Below are 18,511 nucleotides of genomic sequence, written 5' to 3'. Positions count from 1 at the left end.
AACGGGCTTGCCTGCTTATGGCATTACTTCACGTTCGCGTACCACTCGTTCGCTTCTTTGGTCAGCTGTTCGCCGCCGTCCTGATACCACTTCTGAACCGTCGCGTCGAACGTCCCGTCGACGTCGACGTCGCCGGCGATCGCCTTCACGACGTATTCCTTGATTCGCGTATCGAGTAATTCCGAATATTTTGCCTGCGAAGGAAGACCGACCTTCAGCATGTTTTCGTAATACGGGAATTTTGCCATAACGTTCGCGGTCAGCTCGTAACGCTGTACGTCCCGAGGTCCCCAGAGCGCCAAGAAATCCGGATTCGTCCAGTTCATCGGGTTCGACAGCCAGTTCACGCCCAGATGCTTGTATTGCGGGTGGAACAGCTCGTGCTTCGCCCATTCCGGATTCAGCTGGCGCTGGCCCGACTCGTCGGAGATCCACATCAAGCCTTCCGGACCCCAGCTTTGCGTAATGTGCGCGTCCTCGTCCACATGGAGGTATTCCATGATCTTCAGCAGCTTCTCGAGCTTCTGCGGATCGTTCTCAAGGTTCTTGCCGAAGCCGAATACCGAATCTTGGTAGCCCTCGCGATAGTAGCCTTGATGGCCCCCCGGTCCTTTCACCGGCGGCATGCTGATGTAGATCGGCTGCGGCACGGAATCGTTGAAGTCGGTGAAGATGCCATACTGATAAGCTTTCGCAGGATCGTCTTTATGCTCCTCGAAGAACGCCTGCCACTCCGGAGAATTCGCTGTCCATCGGAAGCTGATATGGCCGTCGTTATCCCATTGATGGTCGTCAAAGCTTAACTGGTCGGCGTACCCGAGCTTCGCCTTTGCGAATTTCGTCGCGATATCCTCCACGTCGCTGCTTCGGCCGTTGTCCGTAATGAATTCCGGATCGATGATTCCGGCTTCGTACCAACGATTCAGCGTCTTCAGTGCTTCCTTCACTTCCGGCGTCGTAAAGCCGAATTGCAGCTGCCCGTTCCGTTCCACCCAGATGAACGGATTCGCCCCGAAGGCGCCGAAGATCGAGTGGAACCAATAATGACCTGCGAAGTTGCTCGGATTCGACAGGGCGTACGTATCCTTTTTTCCATTCCCATCAGGGTCTTCGTTGCGGAATTTCAAGAAGGCCGCCTCCAACTCCTCGATCGTCTCGGGCACCTTCGTAATGCCGACTTTCTCCAGCCAATCCGCCCGAATGACCGCTCCGCGAGGCACCCCGCCGTTCGGCTTCAAGCGCGCGAGGCCCATGTTCTTGCCGTCGACCTTCGTGATATTGAACAGCTGCGGGTCGAACTTCTCGATATTCTGCGAATAAACGGGCATATGCTCTTTCACCATGTCCAACGGCACCTCGGCCAGGACACCCTGCTTCGTATATTCGGGAATGTCTCCGAGCGTAAGCGTGACGAGATCCGGAACCGTTCCTGTGGCGTACATTAAGTTAAGCTGTTCCTTCCGATCGGCGCCGTCTAACGTGACGAACTTCAACTTCACGTTAAACTTTTTCTCGAAGTAACGCTGCCCGAAGGAGCCTTCCTTCAGAGGTGTAACCCCGAAGTTGACGACGTATTCGAACGTCGGCGTATTGGCGAAGTATTCCGGCGTCTCGGTCGCCGCCAGCTCCGCTTCAATGATGACGTTGTCCGCCGCTGCCGAGAGCGGATCGAGATTCTCGGCGTTCGCGGGCGCCGGCGTCTTTCCTTCCGACTTCGTTGCCGATTCGCCGCCTCCCGCATCGCCCTTGGAATCGTTGGAGCACCCGACCGCGAACGTCACGAACATCGCGAAGGCCAGGATGAGCGCGAATACGCTTCGCATGCTTTGTAAACTCCTCTTCATTGATGACAACCTCCCTTAAGTTTTAGGTTGTGCGGAATTCCTTGCCATTGCCCGTTCTTGCGGCGTCTCCCATTGCTGCGCGTAAGCGCTCTTCTCCCATGCCTCCACATCGAACAGTCCGAGGCCCATGCCGTAACCGGGCTCGCTGTCGTATTGATTGATCATGAAGGCCATCCATTTCCCGTCCGGGGAAATATTGGAGTTGCTGGCTCGCCATGGAGGACTGTCGATCAACCGCGTCATGCGGACGCGTCGTCCAGTGCCGTCCAGCTTCAGCTTCCACAGGTCGATTGGCGGGAAGAAGTTCTCGTAATCGCAGGACGACTCCAAGCAAATATGCTCGCCATCGGGGAAAATCCCTTCGCACTCGTTATGCGTCGTCGGCTCGTCGATATACACCCGTACTTCGAGTGTATCGAGGTGGACCCCCTTCACGGTGCATCGCCAATGGTCCGGATGCGTTCGATGGCTGTTGTAATACTCCGCCATGATGACCTCCTTGTCGTTATGGCGGAAATCCTGCGGCTCGCACCGGTAACCCCCTTGGGTTCTGTAAATTACTCGATCTTCGCCCAATCTCGGACCGTTCTCATCGTAGACGATCTCGGTCACGTGCGCTTCCCATCGATCCGTCCCGCCGAGCTCCGGGGTCGTACGCGAGCTTAACGCGTACGTAATCCGATTCGCGATCGTCGAGACGCCGCAGCCTTCGTAAATCCTCCGACCGAGCGGCTTGGGCGGGCGCTTCGCGTCTTTGTCCATAATCCACAGCTCGGACTCGACATGCCTGCTGATGTCTCGGTTTTTAAACTCCTTGGGACCGATCAACAAATAATCCCCGTTCGGCAAAAACAAGACGCGCAAGAACGAATGATGGTCCCCAAGATGTTTCGTGAGATTGCGAACCTTGCGGGTTTCCATATCGATCTCGCAGATGTCCCCGTAGTTGCTCTCCACGAAAGCAATTCGTTTGCCATCCGGCGACCAATACGGCCGCTCTCCGTAATCTAGCAGCATCTGGTGAAACGGCGGGGGATCGAGCAACGGATTCGGACTTGCGCCTCCCGGCGTATCGGACATGCGGAATCCTCCTAACGGTTTCTTTTTTGGTGGACGTTCCTTATCGACTTGATTCGCCCTCGGGCTGCGTTGCGTCACTCTTCTCCACAGAACCGAGCGTTCGACACGCTCATGTAAGCGATGCCATTTCCTCATTCAGGGAGGGGGACGCGGGGACGCCGCCGGAAGCAACTTGAATGTAAACCAGAGCGTCCGGCAAAATCAATGAACAGTTTTCCCTCCGATGCACCGTCGGTACATCGGAGGCGGATGTTACAAACGGTGTATTACTCGAACACGATCAATTCATGGTCTCGCACGGCATCTACGCGCAGCGTCACCCAACCGCCTTTGCGTTCCAGCATCGTCTCTCCTCCGGCCACCCGCAGCTTCCCGCGCGTCGGCTCGAAGCCGTCCGCCTTCACCGAGACGGTCAACGGACCGACCGGGTAATATTCTTCGACGTACCCATGTTGATTGCTTCCGCTGAGGTTCACGATATGCAGCACCAGTCGGCCTTCCTGCCGATACAGCCTGCAATCCAAATACCCGGGCCCCTCTACTTGAAGCGGCAGACTCTCTTCCGAGGCCCATCTTACGGCGGCCGCCAGCAGATCTCCCAGATCCGGCAAGTGCGTACGACCATAGCAGCGATCGACGTCGCCGGCGAAGTAGAACAGCCGTCCGCCCGCCTGGTGCCGTCCGGCGAACAGCACGGGGACGTCCGTCTGCGGCACCCGCATCCAGCTGAACTCCGGCGGATAGATCGGATAGGACGGAATATACGTCGCGATCGGCTGCAGCGTCGAGCCGTTGGCCCGTACCCGATGCACCTTGCCCCCGAACGGCAAAATATCCGTGTTTTCGAAGCCCGCCAGAACGGGATGCCGGTCCTTGGGTAATCTAAAGTAGTTGTGAGCCCCGTAGTAAGACCATTCGGAGGATTGTTTCCCGACGGAGCCTTCCATCTCGTAGAGATGCGAGATGCCGAGCAAGTCCTCCAACGGGAAGCGATCGCGCGGCTCTCCGAGGCCGTCCAACGTCCCGGAAGCCCCCGTGACGATCAAGCTCCCGCCGGCTTCGACGAAGCTGGCGACCGCTTCGCACTGCGCATCGGTCATCGCCGCCACATCCGGCAATATCAGCGTCTTCAGCGCGCCCGCGTGCTTGCCGATCTGATCCGCATGCACGGGGATGTAAGGGATCCGCGCGCGCGTCAATGCTCTTGCGAAGCCGTGCCATGGCAGCGCGACTTGCTCTTCGATCTCGTCCCTTCCGAAGAACGAGGTGTTCATCTGGCTCCAGACAAGACCTACGGTTGCGGCGGGAGCGCGGTCGTACAAATACGCTTCATTCGCCTCGTGCCACTGCATGACCGGTACCGCGTTCTCGTATTGCCGGCGATCCTCCTGCACCGCGCCGATATGATGATACCAAGGGGAGATGCCGCCCGCGATCCCCTCCAGCATCCACAGCCGCGTCTCGAGCGGCGGATTGCTGCCTTGTCGGAACGTCCGAACGCCGCGAACGTAATTAGCCATACTCTCGGGCACGACGACGTCCCAATCGGAGACGCTCTGAAGCAGCTGGCCGTTCATGCCGTTCTGTTCGAAGCCGTTCAGGGAGTCGCGGGATTGGTGGTCGCACATTATAATCTTGGACCGCTCGCCGATGTCCTTCAAATCGTAGAAAAAACCGTGCGTGTGAATCGGATTCGCGTTCACCATGCCGAGCCACAGACAGTCCTTCCCGCCCGCTTCCATCGTGACGCGGTTGAACAAATCCCAATTTTCCAACCGGCAGCCGTAGCTCCAGCGTACCCATTCCCGATAAGCGGGATCGCCCCAATCCTTCGCCGCCGGCAGATCGAAGCCCGTCTCGAACTTGAATTTCTTCTTGCAATTTACACAATGGCACACCTGCTTCGTGTAGCCGGTCCAGCTGTTGTCGGTGAATCCCTCCGGTCCGTACTTGGTAACGATCTCCCTCAACACCTCAGGGATGAACGTTTTGTAATAATCGCTGTTGATGCACGAAAAATACCTACCGTCAGACGTTGGCGGCACGCCTTCCGCATCGACAACAAACCAATCCGGCTGAGCGTCGTAGAACGCTTTCGTCGCACGATTGATGTCCATACGGGCTAACACGACCAACCCTTCCTCGCGCGCAACGCGAACGAAGTCGCCGAATAAATCGCGCTCTCCAAGCCCCTCAGCCCGGTACTGCAGCGCGAAGTCGCTCGGGTAATACGCGACGATCCCGCCGGCGTTGACGATCAACCCCTGCACCTTTGTTTCTTTCCAATAAGACCTCCACCAAGCAAAATCGCATAACTGCGGATCCATCTCCGTCAAATTCGTCTGCCCCCAGCGCAGCGTGCGCCGATACCACGGGTTTTCTTCCCCAGCCTTCTGCCGCATGACAACGTACCTCCCTATCGCTTCGAATTGGTTCTGAATGTACGCCAGCGGCCCGAATCGTTCAATAAACACTTTTCCGCGCATCCTCCGATCGTAACAATCGGATGCACACATTGTAGAAAATCGAAAAATAAATAAAGGGATGATCGTAAGGACATCCAAAGCGTGATAAGATGATAGTAACCGCTTTCATTTGTTAGCTCTATTGAAATCTTTGTTTTGAACCAAAGGGGATGAACGGAGCTTGAAACGAAGGAAAACTTGGTTTTACCGATCCTTGTTTGCGTATCTTCCCATTTTCTTCGTCGCGACCTTGATCTTGTATCTCACGTTTTTTGCTATTCTAGGCGAAATCACCAAGAAGACGGCGCTGAAGGCGAACGAAGCCTTAGGCGTCCAAGTGGCGCAGTCGGTCGACAATATGCTGCTGACCATCGACAAAGTGGTCATCAAGGATATTATGTCCGACGATACGAATTATCGCTTCTTCCATATGGAAGACGGCTTGTTCGGCGTCTATGCTTCCAATCGTTCGTTGAACCGCACCATCGCAAGCTTCCCGGAGATCGAATCGATCTATCTCGTCCGTTACGCCGATGGGATGGTGGTGACGGATACGGGACTGTCGAGCGCGGACGAATTCGTCGACGCACCTTTCATCAAAGCGCAGAGAGACGCGGGCAAGATCGTGTACTGGTCCGGTAAGCGAACCTTTGATAACCCGAGGCGAAACACGACGCGGGACGTCGTCACCTTGGTGCGCAGGGTTCCTGTCACTGGCGAAAGCAAAGGATTGTTCGTCGTCAACGTTCGGGCGGACGCGATCTCGGCCATGGTCTCCCGCATGACGAACGCCGGCGTAAACTCCATCCGCATCAAGGACGGGAGCGGCGGGACGATCTACCAAACGGGCGATTCCTCGGATGCGAACCGCCATACTTCGTCCGTCCCCTTGTCGTACACGGGCTGGTCCATCGAGAGCGGGATCAACGTCGGGTACGCCAATCTCGTCTTCGCTTCCTTCCCCTACGTATGGGCCTCCGTCGGCATCATTTCCATCTTCTTCGGGGGCATCTTGATCGTGTATGTGACCCGCAAGAGATACAAACCTATCGAGTCAATTGTCAGCAGCATCCGCGGCGGCGTGCAAGAGCAATACTTCGAGCTGTTTCACGGTGCCCCTCAGGATGAGATGCGGTACATTCAGCTCGCCATCGACCAGCTCCTGGAGAATGCGTACCGATACGAAAATATGCATAAAGAGGATCAGCATATTCTGCGAAGACATCTGTTCGGGGAGCTGCTGGAAGGCATCCAATCGATGCAAACAGAGGAATGCAGGAACGAGCTTCATCGGCTCGGAATCCGTACGGAGTTCGAACGTGCGTCCGTTGCGGTGCTCGAAATCGACAAATACGCGGACTTCTGCGCGAATTATTCCGCGAAGGATCAGTATTTGCTGCGTTACGTCATCGTGAACGTCATTCACGAGATCGCATCAAACCAGGGCATATCGGTGTGGGCGGAATACGTGGAAGGCTCGCGCCTTGGCATCATTGTCTTCGAGGAGCCTGGAAGTTTGCTGGAGAAGACGCTCCAATGGTCGGAGAAGCATCTAAAGATTTCGTTCACGATCGGCTTCGGCGGTGTCACGAGCCGGGCGGAGGAGCTGCCAACACTTTACGAGAACGCCAAGGAAACGTTGGAATACAAAGCGATCCTTGGAAGCGGCCGGATCATCGATGAGACGCATCTGCCGAATCGTTCCCCATCGGATGTGTTCGAGCATGTGCCATTGGTGCATGCGTTAGCCCGCTCTTATCGTCTGGGCGAGCCGGGATGGGAGGAGAAGTACGAACGGCTGTTTTCCGAGATGAAGGCGCAACGCTTGCCCGTCGACGACGTCGTGAAAATTCTCCATTATGCGCTGTCGTCGCTTGATTACGAAATCCATGAGCTGCCCGAGCCGATTCAAGAGCGTTGGAAGGCGACGGCGTATAGGGACTGGCAGGACGCCTTGCAGCGCTTCGATATTTTGGAAGAGTTTCGGGAGAGGGCATTCACCAGCCTGCGCGCGACCTTCGACGACATCTTGTCGGTCAGGGAAAACCGGATTAACAACGAGTTAATTCATCGAATGAAGAAGTATATCGAGGAGAATTACTTCAATCCGGATTTGTCTCTGTATCATCTTAGCGACGAATTCAATTTAAGCACCCGCTATCTGAGTAAATTGTTTAAAGACGAGTTCGGGGAGAAGTTCGTAGACTACCTCGTCCGGATCCGAATGGAGCGGGCCAAATCCTTGCTGCTGGAGACGAACGAGACCGTGCAGGACGTCGCGGCGAAGGTCGGCTACCTGCACTCCTTCTCCTTTATCCGCATGTTTAAGAAGGTGGCCGGCGTCACGCCGGGCGATTATCGGAAGTAACGAAAGGGCATTCTTCGTCATGTCATAATCGACCTGACGGAGGAATGCCCTCTTGTCGTATCTCTATCCCTTCGCGCGTCTCCGAGCTTCGGCCCGCTCTTCCGGCGTCTCCCACTGAAGCGCGTATTCGCTCTTCTCCCAAGCCTCCAGGTCGAGCAGCCCCATGCCCATGCCGTACCCGGGCTCGCTATCGTAGACGTTAATCATGAAGGCTAGCCACTTGCCGTCCGGGCTTACGTTGGAGTTGCTCGCCCGCCACGGCGGATGCTCGAACAGCCGCGTCATCCGAACCCGTCGGCCCGTGCCGTCAAGCTTCAGCTTCCATAGATCGATCGGCGGAAAGAAATTTTCGAAGTCGCAGGACGATTCCAAACAAATATGGTCGCCGTCCGGGAAAATCCCTTCGCATTCGTTGTGGGTCGTCGGCTCGTCAATGTACGTCTTGACCTCCAAGGTCTCGAGGTCGACGCCCTTGACGACGCATTTCCACTCCTCGGGATGTGTTCGGCGCCAATAGAGGTATTCCGCCATGACCACCTCTTTATCGCCGCGGCGGAAGTCCTGCGGCTCGCACTGACGACCTCCTTCGGTCCGGTAGATTACCCGGTCCTCCCCGAGCCGCGGACCGTTCTCGTCATACACGATCTCCGTCACATGGGCCTCCCACCGGTCCGTCCCGCCGATCTCCGGCGTCGTGCGGCTGCTGAGCGAGTAGGCGATCCGATTCGCGGTCGTCGACACTGCGCAGCCCTCGTAGATGCGGCGGCCGAGCGGCTTGGGCGGCGTCTTCGCATCTTTATCCATGATCCAGAGCTCGGATTCGACGTGCCGGCTAATATCCCGATCTTTGAATTCCTTCGGCCCGATCAGGAGATAGTCGCCGTTGGGCAGGAAGAGCACGCGTAAGAATGAATGGTGATCCCCGAGATCCTTCGTCAAGTTTCGTACCTGGCGCGTCTCCAGATCGATCTCGCAGACGTCTCCGTAATTGCTTTCGATGAAAGCAATTCGCTTGCCGTCCGGCGACCAGTACGGCCGCTCCCCGTAATCAAGCAGCTTCTGGTGGAACGGCGGCGGATTGTCGAGCGGGTTCGGACCATCATACCGCTTATTTTTCGTGTGGTACCCCGTCATGATATCACTCTCCTCTATGGATTACCCTTTCACAGCGCCCATCACGACGCCCTTGACGAAAAACCGCTGCACGAACGGATAGACGCAAAGAATCGGGATCAGCGTGATAAGTATAGCGGCGGCCTTCATACTCTCCGGCGTCGGAATGTCACTCTGGTCGGTAAAGTCGATCGCGTCGCTCATGAGCAAGGCGCTCTGCTCGATGACGAGCTTGCGGATATGCACCTGGATGACCTGCAAATCGGCATTTTGTATATAAATGATTGAATCAAACCACGAGTTCCAGTGATTCACGCCGACCCACAGGCAGATCGTCGCGATCGCTGGTGCGGCGAGCGGCACCATAATGTTGAAGAAAATGCGCAAATCGCCCGCCCCGTCGATCTTCGCCGACTCCTCCAGACTGTCCGGAACCGTCATGAAGAAGTTTCGTAGAATCAGCATGTAGAACGTGTTGTACAGGAACGGCGGCGCCAAAATGTAGACGAGCGGATTATTGATCAGCCCGAGCGACTTGATGAGCAAATACGTCGGGATGAGGCCGCCGGTAAAGAACATCGTGAAGATAAAGAAGAACGTGATCGATTTCTTAAACATGATCTTCTTGGACAGCGAGTAGCCCGCCAGCGACATCAGGAGCACGCCGACGAACGTGCCGACGACGGTTCTCCCGATCGTGTAGGCATATCCCGTATAAATGTACGTCTGGTCGATGAAGCCAGTGTAGGCCTTCCAAGTAAAGCCTTGCGGCCACAGCCAGACGTTGCCTCCCGTCACTAGCCCCTCGCGCGAGCTAAGGGACAGGAACAATAAATAAAGAATCGGGTATACGACCGAAAGCGATAACGCGATCAAGATCGTGTAGTTCACATAGTCGAACAGCTTCATACGCTGTTGTTGTCCTACTGCCGCCATATCCTTAGCCCCCCTTACCAGAATCCGGTTTGCCCGAACCGGTTCGCCAACTTATTCGCGAGCAGCACCAGCACGAGACCGATGACGTTCTTAAACAAGCCGACCGCGGTCGAGAAGCTGAAATTCATCTGGACCAACCCAACGCGGTACACGTAGGTGTCGATGATGTCGCTGACCTCGTACACCCTTGGGTTATACAGATTGAAAATCTGATCGAAGCCCGCGTTCATGATATTCCCGATGTTAAAGATCATCATGATGATAATGACGTTCGCGATCGACGGCAGGGTAATGTGCCACATTTTCTGAAAACGTCCCGCCCCATCCATCGTCGCTGCCTCGTACAGCTGTTGATCGATCCCTGCAATGGCCGCCAAATAGATGATCGAGCCCCAGCCGCAGCTTTGCCAGACGTCCGACAGAATCAGGATCGGTACGAACCAATCCCGCTCGGCCAAGAAGTAAATCGGTTCGCCGCCGAACGCCAGGATGATCTGGTTCACAAGACCGGTCGAAGGCGACAACAGCTCTACCATGATGCTGCCGATAATGACCCAAGACAAGAAGTGAGGCAAATACGTGATGCTTTGGATCGTCTTCTTGAAACGCTCGTGAATGATTTCGTTGAGGAGCAGCGCCAGCACGATGCCCGAGGTGTACACGAAAACCAGCTTCAGCCCGCTGATGAGCAGCGTGTTGCGCAGCACTCTCGCAAAGTCCGGCGAGTTGAACATCGTTTCGAAGTGGGCGAAGCCGACCCAAGGGCTGTCCATGACGCCCTTCATGATGGAGAAATCTTTAAAGGCGATCGTGACACCGTAAATCGGGATGTAGTAAAAGATGATGTACCATACGATGGCCGGCAGCAAAAACAAGTACAAATATTTACGCTGCGCCATCTCCCGGAGGAACGTCTGCTTGCTGAAAGGAGAGTATTTTTCCGGCTTTCTCGGCGTAATCGGCGCTGTCGGCGTGTGCAACGGTTGGACCATTCGCTCACTTCCTTTCTTATAGGTCGATGACGAGCCAGCCCGCTTCGACCTCAACGGGGTACGTCTCTAACACGGCCACGTCTTCGCTTAAATATTCCAAGACCTGAACGTCGTAAGACTTTACAAGACATTTGTGCGGATCAAAAACCGACTTCCCGTTCGTGATGTCGAATTCCCATCCATGCCATGGGCAGCGGATGATTTCGCCGTCCTTGCCGTAAACGTATTGATGCGGCGCGGAGGGTAGCATGATGCCCATCACTTCGCCCTCGCACAGCTTCGCTTGTTGATGGGGGCATACATTCTTTATGGCGTAATAGCTGCCCTTGACGTTAAACACGCCGATCGACTTGCCCTCCACCGTAACGATTCGCTTATCGCCGACGGGCAGCTCCGAGGCGGGAAACAGCACGTGCTTACCCAAGTGCCATCACCCGCTTTCCGTACCATTCCTTGGCGTTGTCGTATAAGATGCGGCCTCGTCTGCTTTCCGGGATCTGGGATAACGCGGCTTTCATGTCAAGCGGCCCTCCGTCCGGAACGTTCGAGGCGAACATCAGCAGCCGACCGGCGTCGGCCATGTCCAGCACTTCCCAAGCGGCAGCATCGCTCGGCCCTTTGTCGAGCTCCGTCGCGAACCGGACATGCTCCATGACGTAATGGCTCGGCAGCTTCTTCACCCAAGGAACCTCGGACCGGAGAGCCTTCCAGTTTTGATCGAGCCGCCATAGCATCGGCGCCAACCAGAAGATACCGCCTTCGGCGATCACGACGCGAAGATTCGGGAATCGCTCGAAGACGCCTTCCGTCAGCAGGCTGGTTAAGTGCGATTGCATGGCGAAGCTGAAGGACGCGCAGTACTCCAAATAGTGAGCCGGATACCCGATCCACACCGGCTTGTTGACGCCCATGGCTTCCCCGGCGGGATGGATGACGAGCGGCAGGCCGGCGGCCGAGCACGCCTCGTAGATCGGATAATAGTGCCTCTGCCCGAACGGAGCGCGCGCGCCGGACTCCATCAACACCTGCACCATATGCGGATGCTCCGCCCATCGACCGATCTCCTTCGCCGCCGCGGCCGGATCTTGGTGGGATACGCAGATCGTCCCCTTGAACGCCCCATCCGGATTGCGTTCCTTCGACAGCCACTCATCCGCCAACCATTCGTTATAGGCGCTTGCGACCGCCGCGGCGTAATCCGGATCGTGGTTCGCGGACGCATGCGGCGTCGGAACTAATAACGCATTCGTAATGCCGTGCTTCTCCAGGTGGCCCGTTCTCATCGCTTCCGGGCTCCTGCCAAGCTCGGCCTGCGCCGCTGCAGCGGCCGCAGCCTCGGCGGGAACCTTATAGTAAAGCAAGCCGCGGAGCGAAAAGCGATGCTTCCAAGGCTGGCTCAGGCGCGACCGGATCGCCTCGCCGTCATTCGGATACACATGAACGTCGCAATCGATGATCATCCCCGATTCCCTCCTAACCGTCATAATCGGTACAGCTCCCTGGCGTTCTCGAAGAAGATACGGTGCCGCAACGGGGCCGGCAGCTTCGGGAACGCATAGTTGGGATCATCGAAATCCCAATGCGGGTAGTCGGACGAAAACATGAGCACATGCTCCGCGTCCATAAACTCCAGCATGCGCAGCAGGTGTTTATCTTTGTCGGGACGTTCGATCGGCTGCGACGAGACGCGTACGTGGTCGCGAATATATTCGCTCGGCTTGCGCTTTAGCCACGGCACCTCCGAACGAAAGCGCTCGTACAGCGAATCGAGCCGCCACAGCAGCGGAGCCAGCCAGGACACGCCGCCCTCGACCAGCACGACCTTCAGGCCCGGAAATTTATCGAATACGCCCTCGACCAACAAACTCACTAGATGCGACTGGTACGATAAGGGATGATTTGAGCTCCATTCGATGTAATGCGTCGGGTGGCCGCTGGAAGGAATGCTGCTGATGCCGATGCCGTCCGCTCCCGCGTGCATCGCGAAGGGCAGCCCGTGCCGTTCGCACGCTTCGAAGATCGGATGGAACTGCTGCCCGCCATAAGCCGCCGTCGCCCCGGAATCGGTCACGACCTGAACGAAATGCGGATGTCCCGCCCAGCGCTCGATTTCTCGAACCGCGCCGGGAACGTCTTGCGTGGAGACGCAGATCGACCCTTTAAACACCCCGTCGTGGTTGTACTCGCCGAGCCACGTTTCGTTCAACCAATCGTTGAATGCGTTTCCAAGAACGGTCGCGTAGGCTGGGTACGGGATCGGGTTGGTGAAGGGACGCTGGACGATAATGACATGATTGATCCCGTATTCGTCTACAAGCTGTTCCCTCAGGAAATCCGGGTCCGAAGCAGGCGGTCCCCCTCCCGGCGGGTGGGCGTCGGTTCGAATGACGTACAGCGGGTGATTGTATAAGTCCCGATTGCTCATCATGAACCGATCTTTCCAGGCTTCGGGGACATGCTTCCTGATTTCGTCCGGATGCTTCGGCGCGCAGTGCACGTCGCAATCGATAATAAATTGCTTTTCTTTCCGAGCGGTCTGCATCGGCTTCCCTCCTCGATGAATGACATATGGGATTGAACTCCATGCTAAGGGATGGCATGAGCCGCTTCAATCCGCAATATTCGCTTCCATGCACGGATGGTATTTGGATTCGAATTGTACAGATTGAGTATGCCTGCGCTTCGGTGGATTCGGGGTTCAATTTAGTTATGAAAAACGGGGCCGCCCCCCGCCATGCCTATCGTCCATGGCTTTGGGGCGTCCCCGTTTCTATTGCGCGATCCTATGCTTACCCTGCATCTTGCTCTTATGTTTCTTCCACGTAGGGAATCGTCAAAGGGCCTTGCGGCATGACGGCGACGCTCATGCCGTCGCCGTATTTCATACGAAGCCGCTGCAGCGTGTCGCTGATATTCGAAGTCGCCGAGAATTTCGCCCTGCGGATGTCCTCCTCGGGCAAAGAAGAATAGACGAATACGTCCGCCCACACCTGAATGACCGCTTGTTTTTGGACCTGCCATTGATCGAACATTCGGAACGACGGATCCTTGATCATGTCCAGAATTTCTTGCGGCGTAGCGCGCATCTCCAATATTTTCGCGTAATTCCCGTGCGACGGCAACCCGTCGGAGCACTCCGCCGCGCAGATGATCGTGCCGCCTTCTTTCACGATCTTCTGTGCCGCGCTCATCCCCTTCACCGCTTGGTACAGGTTCTGGTCCAGCGGATAACCCGAGTTGGACGTCACCACGACGTCAAACCGCCGGTCGCACTGAATCATCGCATGCGTCTTCACGTATTCGCACCCCTGTTTGTGCGCGGTCTCCCATTGCCCTGCGAACGCCTGGGTGATCTCCTTGTCTCGGTTTAAGGCGACATTCAGCAGGAAATGCGGCGGACACATCCGATTGACCTCTCGGGACATCTCCTGTACGGGATTACCTTCCATGTTCCCCCAGGTCGCGAGCGGGTCCCCGATCATTCTCGCGTTATGGAACGTCATGATCGTATCGATCCCCGCGATGCCCGGCATAATGCCCTTCGGCCCGCCGGAGAAGCCCGCGAAGAAATGCGGCTCGATGAAGCCGGTCACAATGCGAAAATCCGCTTCGACGTACGCCTTGTTCAGCAGCACTTCGCAGCCGAACCGACTCGTTCCCACATGCGACAGCTCTGCCTCTTCATGACAATGGTGGTTGATCACGCGATACCGATCAACGATCTCCTCCCCTAGCATCGTGACGAATTCTTCCCTGGTCTGGTCGCGATGCGTCCCCGTTCCGTTAATAATGACGAAGTTCTCGCGGGGGACGTGAGGCAACTCCTCGATCAGCCATGGCACCAGCTTATGATTCGGGGTCGGCCGCGTAATGTCGCTAATGACGATCGCCACCCGGTCGGTCGCCTTCACGCTCTCTCCAAGCGGCGGGGATCCAACTGGATTTCGAAGCGCTCTCAAAATCTCGAATTTCTCATCGGGCACGCTTGGCTGATGCTTGGGCTCCACGATGACCGCGTCGTTCGGCACTTCGATTGCAACGCTCCCTTTTCCATACAAAACCGAAGTTTCCATTGCACCCGCTCCTTCGACGCTAAGAGTATGTATTGTTTCAACAGTACATGAGAACCAAAAGTCGCAGCCACAAACTTTTTGTAATATTACTTTTTGCGGATAAGGAATAGAACGCCTCAGCTCATTCGCCGCGACGTCGATGATTCTACTCTAAGTCCTCTTGACAAGGAAAGCCCCCTATGTTTTCCTAAAAGATACTGCAGATGTAAGTTTGAGAGGATTGGTTGTGCATTGGGGGCAATCGTGCATGGCATCGTGTTGGCGTTCGGACTCATTTTGCCGTTAGGCGTACAAAATGTTTTCGTGTTTTCTCAAGGCGTTACGCAGCCGAAACTTCGCAGGGCGCTTCCTGCCGCTTTGACTGCGTCCTTATGCGATACGTTATTGATTGTTTCCGCGATTTGGGGACTGTCAGCTATCCTGTTTCAAATCGAATGGCTGCGTACAGGGGTCATGGCTGTCGGAATTTTATTTTTGATCTATATGGGATTCGCCATCTGGAGGGCCGAACCGACGGCGCTGGAAACGAAAAAGGCGATGACGACTCGCCAACAAATCGCTTTCGCATTGTCCGTTTCTTTGCTAAATCCGCATGCGATCCTTGATACGGTCGGAGTCATTGGAACGAGCGCGCTAAAATATACCGGGACCCAACAAATCTATTTCGCCGCGGCCACTATCACCGTGTCATGGTTATGGTTCATCGCGCTGGCGATCGCCGGCTCAATGATCAGGAGGTTGGAGCATAGCGGAACGGTTACGAATATATTGAATAAATGTTCCGCCCTTTTTATTTGGGGAACGGGCGTTTACCTTATCCTAGAGCTTTTCTAATCGAAAAAAATACAGACCCACGGCTTATGGCTGTGGGTCATTTTTGATGAGTTTCATTACTCGACTACTTTGATTTCTACTTCCATCTGTACAGGAATGATTCCGTCGTCCGCGACAAAGGTCACCCGATACGGCTCTTCCCTCACCTCATCAGCAGTAGGCTTCCAAGTAAACGTGCAGGCTTGTCCAGGAATAAACGAAGAACCGTCAAAGCTTGCCCCAAGCGGCAGGCCGCTCACATGCAAGGCCATTGGACTCGCTACGCCTTGCACCGTAAAATCCCTAACGGCGACGGATTCGTTGTAAATTTTGCCGTCCGTTTCACGCGTGGACGTTTCGAATGCAGGCTGTCTGGCCACGACATCGAACGTAAGCGTTTCGCCGGCTTTGGCCACCTGTGTCGGAACCGGTTTGAAGAAGGGCCGGTATACAGTCTGCGGCAAAGGATACTCCTCCGTCGCACGAGCATAGGTGTATCCGGTTTCGGGTACCGCTGCGGTTTCGTACGAATACAAGCGATCCTTCGGCGTTCCCGGTGCCGGCGCGTTGATCTCAATATGCTTCACAGGCAGGTCGCCTTCGATTTCAACGCTTTCAACAGCGGTCGAATGGTATTCATAATCCGGTACATATTCCAGCCCGGCAGGACGTTTGAAACGATTCGTAACGCAGACGACCGCTTCCACATGTTCTGCACGCGAAACGTCTATACCGGTCACTTCGCCATGCACGACATCGTCCAGAACAATCGGATACCTTGTGTCTTCAACGATATAATGCATTTCGATATTCCGAAGATACAGGTTTTCAACATGTCTTGCGTACAGGCCATAAGCCGGAAGAATTCCCCAATTGCTAGGCTCCGGGTACACTTCCGGGAGCTCAGGCACGTTAAACGGCGCATCCTTCCAGGTACCGGTTTCCGCATCCCATTCTACGCGCGGCAACAACCCTTCGTTTTTCAGGAAGAACGTGTTGACCAACCAAGGTAACGATTGAACGCTGCGCTGCTTCTTGCCGTTTTGCGAATACTCCCAGTTCGTGTTCAGCTGACGCTGTTCCACCGCGTGCTCCAAGCTCAGACCCCCGCGGTATTCGACTTTCACATTTTCGATAAGGACATTCCGAATGCGATTGCCGACCAGCCCCATGATTTCAATGGGATAACGGGGATCTACATTCGTCACTGTAATATTTCTGATGATAATATCATGAACTTTAGCGATGTGATCGCTTCCGTTTGCGTTTGCGTAAAGCGCCAGTTCGTTCTCGCTCAATTCCCGCTCATAATCGGGTACATAGGTCATCGAGGAGGAATCGAATTTCATCGCATAACATTTTCCGTTCCCCTCATGAACATTAGCAAGATTCACTCGACAAGGCTGCTCGGGATCCACGATGTGAAAATTCGAGTGCCCGTCGACCGACACCTTGCGAGTCCGGTTATATGACGGCAGATAACGCTTGGCCGGATAAAGCTGGTACGGTTCCTTGGCTGGAAGCACCCAATTCGTATTATCAAGGCGCACATTGGCCGGTGCACCCTCAGCAGGAACGAATTCTTCGGATGTAGAATTTCCGGTAACCGGGAAACGTCCGCGATCCCCGACTTTGATAAAAATCGGCGAGCTGCTGATATCCTCTAACGTCGAGTCCTCAAAAATGATGTTGCTTAAATCCGACCCGTCCACAGCCTCAAGAGCGAAGCCTCTGGAACGTTTAAAAGTGACGCGGCGCACGGTCACGCAATCGTAGCCGCAAGTCGATTCCGTGCCGAGCTTGACGCGCGCGGTCGGACCGCAGCGGTCCGTGGCGATCAGTTTGTCCGTCGTATAAGCTCCGGAATAGACGGATCCCATATCATAACCGCTTACAATGCAATCTTCGATCAACACATTCTTTAACGGCATGAACATCCCACCGCCATAGGAAGCCTTCATGACGATGGCGTCATCTGTTAATGAGTTAAACGTGGAATGTCGAACCGTTACATTCTGACAGCAGTCTATATCGAAGGCGTCCCGGTTCGTATCGACTAAAATATTGTTGACGTACAGATTGGTTACGCAAGTCGTGATGATCGCAAAATGGCCGCCGGCAACGATGGAGAAATCGCTAAGCGCTACATTCTCGCATCGCACGAGCGCAATGGCCTTGTTCCCGAACCATTCTCCCCGGTGGCCCGGTTCGTTACGCCGGACCGGCTCGAGAGGGTCGCCGCCCATTAAAACATGCTCTAATTCGCCCTCATCATTTAAAAAGCTGCCGTCCAATAGTCCGGGTCCGTAAATCATCACATCGCGAAGATCTGCTCCGTAAATCAAGCTGTTGGAGAAATATGTATGTCCGTGATCTTGCAATCCAACGTAAAGATTTACTTCGGGTTCTTCGTAGTTGCCGCCTTCCCCGATTTGGAGTTCGTAGGAGTGCTTTATATCCGTTTTTGCAGCATGAAGAACGCTGCCTTCGCTCAAATATAAATTCACGCCGCTCAAGAGGCGGATGGTATACACCCGGAAATCGCCTTTCGGGATAATAACGGTGCCGCCGCCTTCGGACGCTTTCTGGATGGCACGGTTAATGGCCTTCGTATTTTGTACCGGAGATTGATCCGGGCCGGCTCCGAAATCTCGAATATCGTACTTCCGGTCTTCCTTGAGCAGAAATTGTTCGTTAAAAGGGCAGCCTGTAGCCTCGGTTACTTGAAACAACGTAAAATCCTCCTCTCAGTTAAACTAGATCATTATACCACGGAACAACCGGGTACCACCTTTCTTTTCGGGGGATAGTAAACGAAACCGTATGA

General features: G+C 55.1%; 13 protein-coding genes. 2 read left to right on the top strand and 11 right to left on the bottom strand.

Annotated features, from left to right (window positions below; all coding sequences use genetic code 11):
* Positions 1–23: 23 nt before the first annotated feature.
* The 3 genes from VE009_RS24930 to VE009_RS24920 form a co-directional block, all read right to left on the bottom strand.
* Complete coding sequence (locus VE009_RS24930) at positions 24–1,823, bottom strand: extracellular solute-binding protein (protein WP_325012460.1); 1,800 nt, start codon at positions 1,821–1,823, stop codon at positions 24–26.
* A 36-nt stretch (positions 1,824–1,859) separates the two neighbouring features.
* Complete coding sequence (locus VE009_RS24925) at positions 1,860–2,924, bottom strand: hypothetical protein (RefSeq protein WP_325012459.1); 1,065 nt, start codon at positions 2,922–2,924, stop codon at positions 1,860–1,862.
* A gap of 266 nt (positions 2,925–3,190) precedes the next feature.
* On the bottom strand, positions 3,191–5,326 hold the full coding sequence (locus tag VE009_RS24920; RefSeq protein ID WP_325012457.1) for an alpha-amylase family protein: 2,136 nt from the start codon (positions 5,324–5,326) through the stop codon (positions 3,191–3,193).
* A 244-nt stretch (positions 5,327–5,570) separates the two neighbouring features.
* On the opposite strand from VE009_RS24920, the gene VE009_RS24915 reads away from it, so the two are divergent.
* Positions 5,571–7,757 carry a helix-turn-helix domain-containing protein gene (locus tag VE009_RS24915; protein ID WP_325012455.1) on the top strand — a complete coding sequence of 729 codons (2,187 nt, stop codon included), beginning with the start codon at positions 5,571–5,573 and terminating at the stop codon, positions 7,755–7,757.
* 63 nt (positions 7,758–7,820) lie between these two features.
* Here VE009_RS24915 and VE009_RS24910 read toward each other — a convergent pair whose 3' ends face one another.
* From VE009_RS24910 to larA, 7 genes are all read right to left on the bottom strand, one after another.
* The gene (locus tag VE009_RS24910; RefSeq protein ID WP_325012453.1) at positions 7,821–8,891 is read right to left on the bottom strand and encodes a hypothetical protein; all 1,071 of its coding nucleotides are present in this window, start codon (positions 8,889–8,891) and stop codon (positions 7,821–7,823) included.
* A gap of 21 nt (positions 8,892–8,912) precedes the next feature.
* Positions 8,913–9,806, bottom strand: a complete 894-nt coding sequence (locus tag VE009_RS24905; RefSeq protein ID WP_325012452.1) for a carbohydrate ABC transporter permease — start codon at positions 9,804–9,806, stop codon at positions 8,913–8,915.
* A 14-nt stretch (positions 9,807–9,820) separates the two neighbouring features.
* Positions 9,821–10,798 (bottom strand): ABC transporter permease, encoded by a 978-nt coding sequence (locus VE009_RS24900; protein ID WP_325012450.1) that lies wholly within the window; start codon positions 10,796–10,798, stop codon positions 9,821–9,823.
* Positions 10,799–10,814: 16 nt separating this feature from the next.
* Entirely contained in the window at positions 10,815–11,222 is a 408-nt protein-coding gene (locus tag VE009_RS24895; protein WP_325012448.1) for a Rieske (2Fe-2S) protein, read from the bottom strand.
* Entirely contained in the window at positions 11,215–12,258 is a 1,044-nt protein-coding gene (locus VE009_RS24890; protein ID WP_325012446.1) for an amidohydrolase family protein, read from the bottom strand. The genes VE009_RS24895 and VE009_RS24890 overlap by 8 nt, the downstream gene beginning before the upstream one ends.
* A 20-nt stretch (positions 12,259–12,278) precedes the next feature.
* Complete coding sequence (locus VE009_RS24885; RefSeq protein ID WP_325012444.1) at positions 12,279–13,340, bottom strand: amidohydrolase family protein; 1,062 nt, start codon at positions 13,338–13,340, stop codon at positions 12,279–12,281.
* A gap of 265 nt (positions 13,341–13,605) precedes the next feature.
* On the bottom strand, positions 13,606–14,871 hold the full coding sequence (larA, locus tag VE009_RS24880; protein WP_325012442.1) for a nickel-dependent lactate racemase: 1,266 nt from the start codon (positions 14,869–14,871) through the stop codon (positions 13,606–13,608).
* A 231-nt stretch (positions 14,872–15,102) separates the two neighbouring features.
* Between larA and VE009_RS24875 the strand changes: the two genes are divergently transcribed.
* Positions 15,103–15,705 carry a LysE/ArgO family amino acid transporter gene (locus VE009_RS24875; protein ID WP_325012441.1) on the top strand — a complete coding sequence of 201 codons (603 nt, stop codon included), beginning with the start codon at positions 15,103–15,105 and terminating at the stop codon, positions 15,703–15,705.
* Positions 15,706–15,761: 56 nt separating this feature from the next.
* Here VE009_RS24875 and VE009_RS24870 read toward each other — a convergent pair whose 3' ends face one another.
* Entirely contained in the window at positions 15,762–18,416 is a 2,655-nt protein-coding gene (locus VE009_RS24870; protein WP_325012439.1) for a hypothetical protein, read from the bottom strand.
* Between the last annotated feature and the right edge of the window lie 95 nt (positions 18,417–18,511).

Origin of the sequence: Paenibacillus sp., from assembly GCF_035645195.1 — a bacterium.
Lineage (GTDB): Bacteria > Bacillota > Bacilli > Paenibacillales > YIM-B00363 > Paenibacillus_AE.
The sequence above is the reverse complement of the archived record's forward strand: the minus strand, read 5'-3'. Positions and strand labels throughout refer to the sequence as shown.

Excerpts from the sequence above, each read along its gene's own strand:
- VE009_RS24910 (WP_325012453.1), bottom strand. The coding sequence starts at position 8,891 with ATGACGGGGTACCACACGAAAAATAAGCGGTATGATGGTCCGAACCCG.
- VE009_RS24930 (WP_325012460.1), bottom strand. The coding sequence starts at position 1,823 with ATGCGAAGCGTATTCGCGCTCATCCTGGCCTTCGCGATGTTCGTGACG.
- VE009_RS24900 (WP_325012450.1), bottom strand. The coding sequence starts at position 10,798 with ATGGTCCAACCGTTGCACACGCCGACAGCGCCGATTACGCCGAGAAAG.
- larA (WP_325012442.1), bottom strand. The coding sequence starts at position 14,871 with ATGGAAACTTCGGTTTTGTATGGAAAAGGGAGCGTTGCAATCGAAGTG.
- VE009_RS24920 (WP_325012457.1), bottom strand. The coding sequence starts at position 5,326 with ATGCGGCAGAAGGCTGGGGAAGAAAACCCGTGGTATCGGCGCACGCTG.
- VE009_RS24885 (WP_325012444.1), bottom strand. The coding sequence starts at position 13,340 with ATGCAGACCGCTCGGAAAGAAAAGCAATTTATTATCGATTGCGACGTG.
- VE009_RS24890 (WP_325012446.1), bottom strand. The coding sequence starts at position 12,258 with ATGATCATCGATTGCGACGTTCATGTGTATCCGAATGACGGCGAGGCG.
- VE009_RS24925 (WP_325012459.1), bottom strand. The coding sequence starts at position 2,924 with ATGTCCGATACGCCGGGAGGCGCAAGTCCGAATCCGTTGCTCGATCCC.
- VE009_RS24905 (WP_325012452.1), bottom strand. The coding sequence starts at position 9,806 with ATGGCGGCAGTAGGACAACAACAGCGTATGAAGCTGTTCGACTATGTG.